Annotated in this window: 4 protein-coding genes and 1 pseudogene; 1 reads left to right on the plus strand and 4 read right to left on the minus strand. The window is 39.9% G+C overall.

Annotated elements, in window-relative coordinates:
• Position 1 precedes the first annotated feature (1 nt).
• The gene (locus DDE80_RS15810) at positions 2 to 82 is read left to right on the plus strand and encodes an IS3 family transposase (RefSeq protein ID WP_427901817.1); all 81 of its coding nucleotides are present in this window, start codon (positions 2 to 4) and stop codon (positions 80 to 82) included.
• Positions 83 to 285: 203 nt separating this feature from the next.
• Here the strand turns inward: DDE80_RS15810 and DDE80_RS13975 are convergent, their stop codons facing one another.
• From DDE80_RS13975 to DDE80_RS13990, 4 genes and pseudogenes are all read right to left on the minus strand, one after another.
• Complete coding sequence (locus DDE80_RS13975; protein WP_108308534.1) at positions 286 to 1,011, minus strand: hypothetical protein; 726 nt, start codon at positions 1,009 to 1,011, stop codon at positions 286 to 288.
• Positions 1,012 to 1,078: 67 nt separating this feature from the next.
• On the minus strand, positions 1,079 to 2,425 hold the full coding sequence (locus DDE80_RS13980) for a sensor histidine kinase (RefSeq protein ID WP_108308535.1): 1,347 nt from the start codon (positions 2,423 to 2,425) through the stop codon (positions 1,079 to 1,081).
• Positions 2,422 to 3,114 carry a LytR/AlgR family response regulator transcription factor gene (locus tag DDE80_RS13985; RefSeq protein WP_108308537.1) on the minus strand — a complete coding sequence of 231 codons (693 nt, stop codon included), beginning with the start codon at positions 3,112 to 3,114 and terminating at the stop codon, positions 2,422 to 2,424. The genes DDE80_RS13980 and DDE80_RS13985 overlap by 4 nt, the downstream gene beginning before the upstream one ends.
• Positions 3,115 to 3,289: 175 nt before the next feature.
• A pseudogene (locus DDE80_RS13990) lies at positions 3,290 to 3,568 on the minus strand (IS4 family transposase); the annotation flags it as partial.

Here is a 3,568-nt window from a genome sequence, read left to right on the forward strand (position 1 = left end):
CATCAAATTCTATAACAACGAACGTTACCAAGAAACATTAAACGGCTTGAGTCCTTTAGAATTCAGGTCTCAAGCCGCTTAAAGCATTTTTATTATTTCCGCTGTTTACTTGACAGGGAGCAGTTCAGCGTAGGGGAAATCGGCTTTTTTCATGTCGAAATTTGCTTAGCGTATGTTTTGCGGTTTGTTGGTGGTGGGACGCCTATAAAATGTGTGCAGAAATTGAAAAATTGTACAACTTTATTGAAGAAAGCAGCGATGTACACTTCCTTTCTTCAACGTGAACTAGGCATGGTTATTTTGCTGGTGTCTATTCATTTCGAACGCTTGCTCTTCTTCAGCTTTCTCATTCAGTTGCTCTTGAATGGTTAATTCTTCGGACTTTTCTTCGTTAAATGCTTCATTCGCTGGTGTGTTAAATACTTGTTCCATCAATGACTCTTGTACAAAATCCATTTGGTCGTCAATTTCTGTGATCCGATTGGCTTTATATTCACTATAGACACCTCTGGTAGCATCAAGCTTCATTTCACTTTCTAATGAAGCTTTTTCACGTGTTAATGAACGTTCCATTTGCCCGATTGTTTTCGTTTGCTCTAATGAGCGTGCTTGTGAAAAAATGGCTTCTTCTACCGTCTTTGGCTGCTCTTCTTTTTTCTGTTCGTTTGGTGTGGTTTGTTTTTCTTTTTGAGCTTGTGCAATTTGTGCATCGAGGTCTGCGAGTTGCTGCTCAAACTGCTTCATTTGTTCCTTTAAGTTCGAAGGGTTCTCTCCTTTTTCAAGTGTGCGTTCCGTTAGGCTATTTTTCATTTCTAGTAAATTTTCACGTTGCTTCATTAAATTTTCAACGAGTGAATTCTTCGATGATTGCTGATTGAATAAATGACGTGCCTGTTGACCAATCGATAAAGTATCTTTTGACTCATCGTTTCGTTTTACGAATGCTTGTGTTTTTAAAGTCGGTGTATGAAACGCTAGCGCTTGCATCGGTTGCTTAAATTGTATGTTCATCTCGATTCCTCCTAAATGTGATGCTACTTGCTGTTTCGGTCACATTTGAAGGTGTTCGAGTGCTTGGTCACGAATGGTTCATTTCCTGTAATGAATGGTCAAAATTAGAGACGAAAAGGGCTGTTACCGTTAAGAGCCAGTCTTTCTCGTTAAATGTCAAATGACCGCCATACTTTTGTAGTGTCGCTTGCACGTTTAACAGGCCAATGCCATGCAAAGGAGATGCTTTTGTCGAAAGTGGAAGACCCGTTCCTGTATTCAGCTGAAGCCTCGTAGAAATGGGATTCTCGACATAAACCAAAAATACGTCATGCTGGCGTGAGCAATGGATTGAAATCGTTTTTTTATCACTAAGTCTTGTTGCATCGATTGCATTGTCGAGCAAATTATTCAGCACGATGCTCATGTCAAACGGCTCGATTTGTAGCTGCTTTGGAAAGTAAAAGCTCGATTGTAGTTCAATTTGGTGTTGAGCAGCCTGTTGTCGTTTTTGTTGTAGAATGACATCGGTAACAGGATGGCCTGTTGAAAGAGTGGCTAAGCTCGCTGCCTCCTTTTGTATATGCGCCATATAGTGCTGTGCATTTTCCGTGTCATTTTGCTTCATTAGCTGTCCGAGCACCTCAAAATGGTTGCCTAAATCATGTTTTAACCCTTTTAATTCATCATACAGCTCTTCAATATACGTCACATGCTGCTTCATCATTTGCAGCTGTGTGTGTAAGGAAGATTGCTGTGCGAGCGCGACTTTTGCACGCTCCTGTTCCGCATAAATACGCACAAATACAAGAAGAATGCCAAGGAGTGCCACATAATATAAGAAAAGGACAAGCTCTACCTGAGATGTAGGCGGTTCTGTTTTCCAGGTTTTCACTAAAAAATAGCTCATGCTACTGACACATGCAGGAATACATAAAATAAAAGCACTGCGCATCGTCAGTTGAATCGTTGTTAAAGAACGGTGGAGTGTTTTACAAATGATGAAAAAGCAGCAAAATAGGCAAGCGTATTCCACTGTCCAAACGATTACTAAAGCGTATGGGGTACTTTGTGTAAGTTGCCAGTTCAGGACGGTATATGTCTCAATCGTGTTAAAAATACTCGGTAACAGCCAACGAACAGCAAAGAACAAGCTAGAATAAAGAAACTTCGCTGCGATGTTCCCTTTTTCAAGCGTAATCATGGCGATGAATGCGACCACATTACCGAGTAAATAAGCCGTAAAATTCGAAAGCATGTAGGGAATCTGGTCAAGCACAATCATTGTTAAAAAATAACTAATAGCGACAATAAATACAGTCCATTTTTTTATAAATAGAGGGCGAATAAATAGTAAAAACGGTATGGTGATACAAAGCAAATAAATAATGAAATAAACTTCTGCCACAATTTCAAAAATAGCATCGATGTTCATGTGATGCCCTCATGCAAAAAGGCGGTAAAGGCTTGAAGAAACGGCTTGTACCGATTTCTAGCGATATAAGCGATCTTGCCATTCGTGAATGTAATCGTCGTTTGATTGTAGCGCTGAATATACTTGAAATGCACGATGTAGGAGCGATGACTACGGAAAAAAGCCCCTTGTAGCTGCTGCTCTAAGTGCGTCATACGACCAGAATAGGTAAGTATTTGGTCAGCAAGATGAAGCGTGATGTTTCGGCCTTGTACTTCTGCAAAATAAAGGTCAGCGATGTTCAGTACGGTCGTCTCCTGACCAACTTGAATGTTGAATGTTTGTTGTACAGGTGCTTCCTCGCATTTCACAATCGCTCGCTGGACGACGCTCTTTAGCTTCTGTTCATCAATCGGTTTGACTAAATAGTGCAGTGGCTCTACATCAAATGCGTCAAATACATATTGCTCATAAGCAGTAATAAAAATAATTTGTGCATGTGGCTGCTCTGCTCGAATTTGCTTCGCTAGTTCCACACCGTTCGCATCGATAAGTTGTATATCAAGTAAATAAATGTTTGCTTTTTCAGACGTTAATAATGCCTCTCCAGAGGACACACATTGTGTGTTGAGAGAAGGGAATGCCTGGTGAATGATATGTTCTAATTTTTGAGCAATCAGTGGCTCATCTTCACAAATCGTAATTAGCATCGGTAACTCAATTCCTTTCGGTTTACAGCGTAAAGGATGGATGAGGGGGACGTCAATATGAAAACGCCTGCTAAAAAGCACATCGTTACATGAGGTCTACATGATTTAAGAAAATTTGAGTGGATATTAAAACCGATAAAATTCATTAAAAATCACACGTGTTGATTAACAAAAATCACCCAATATCTATTTGATAAAGTTCACGGTGGAATTCGACTATTTCTTTCAATCCAATTCGCCATTCAATCGGCAGGGTATCACAAAGAATCTGGCGTGTGAAACCAGCGAAAGACAGGCGTTTACAGTGCTTTTTCTTGTGTCCTTCCTTTTGTAAAAATTTCAATAATACGTAGGCAATTAACGCCGCAAATAGTTGGCTATACACCGCATTTTCAGTCGTGCCAAATAAAACAGGCACATTTAAGTTCTGTTTGATCCAACGAAAGAACGATTC

The organism is Metalysinibacillus jejuensis (assembly GCF_003057615.1).
Classification (GTDB): Bacteria; Bacillota; Bacilli; order Bacillales_A; family Planococcaceae; genus Metalysinibacillus; species Metalysinibacillus jejuensis.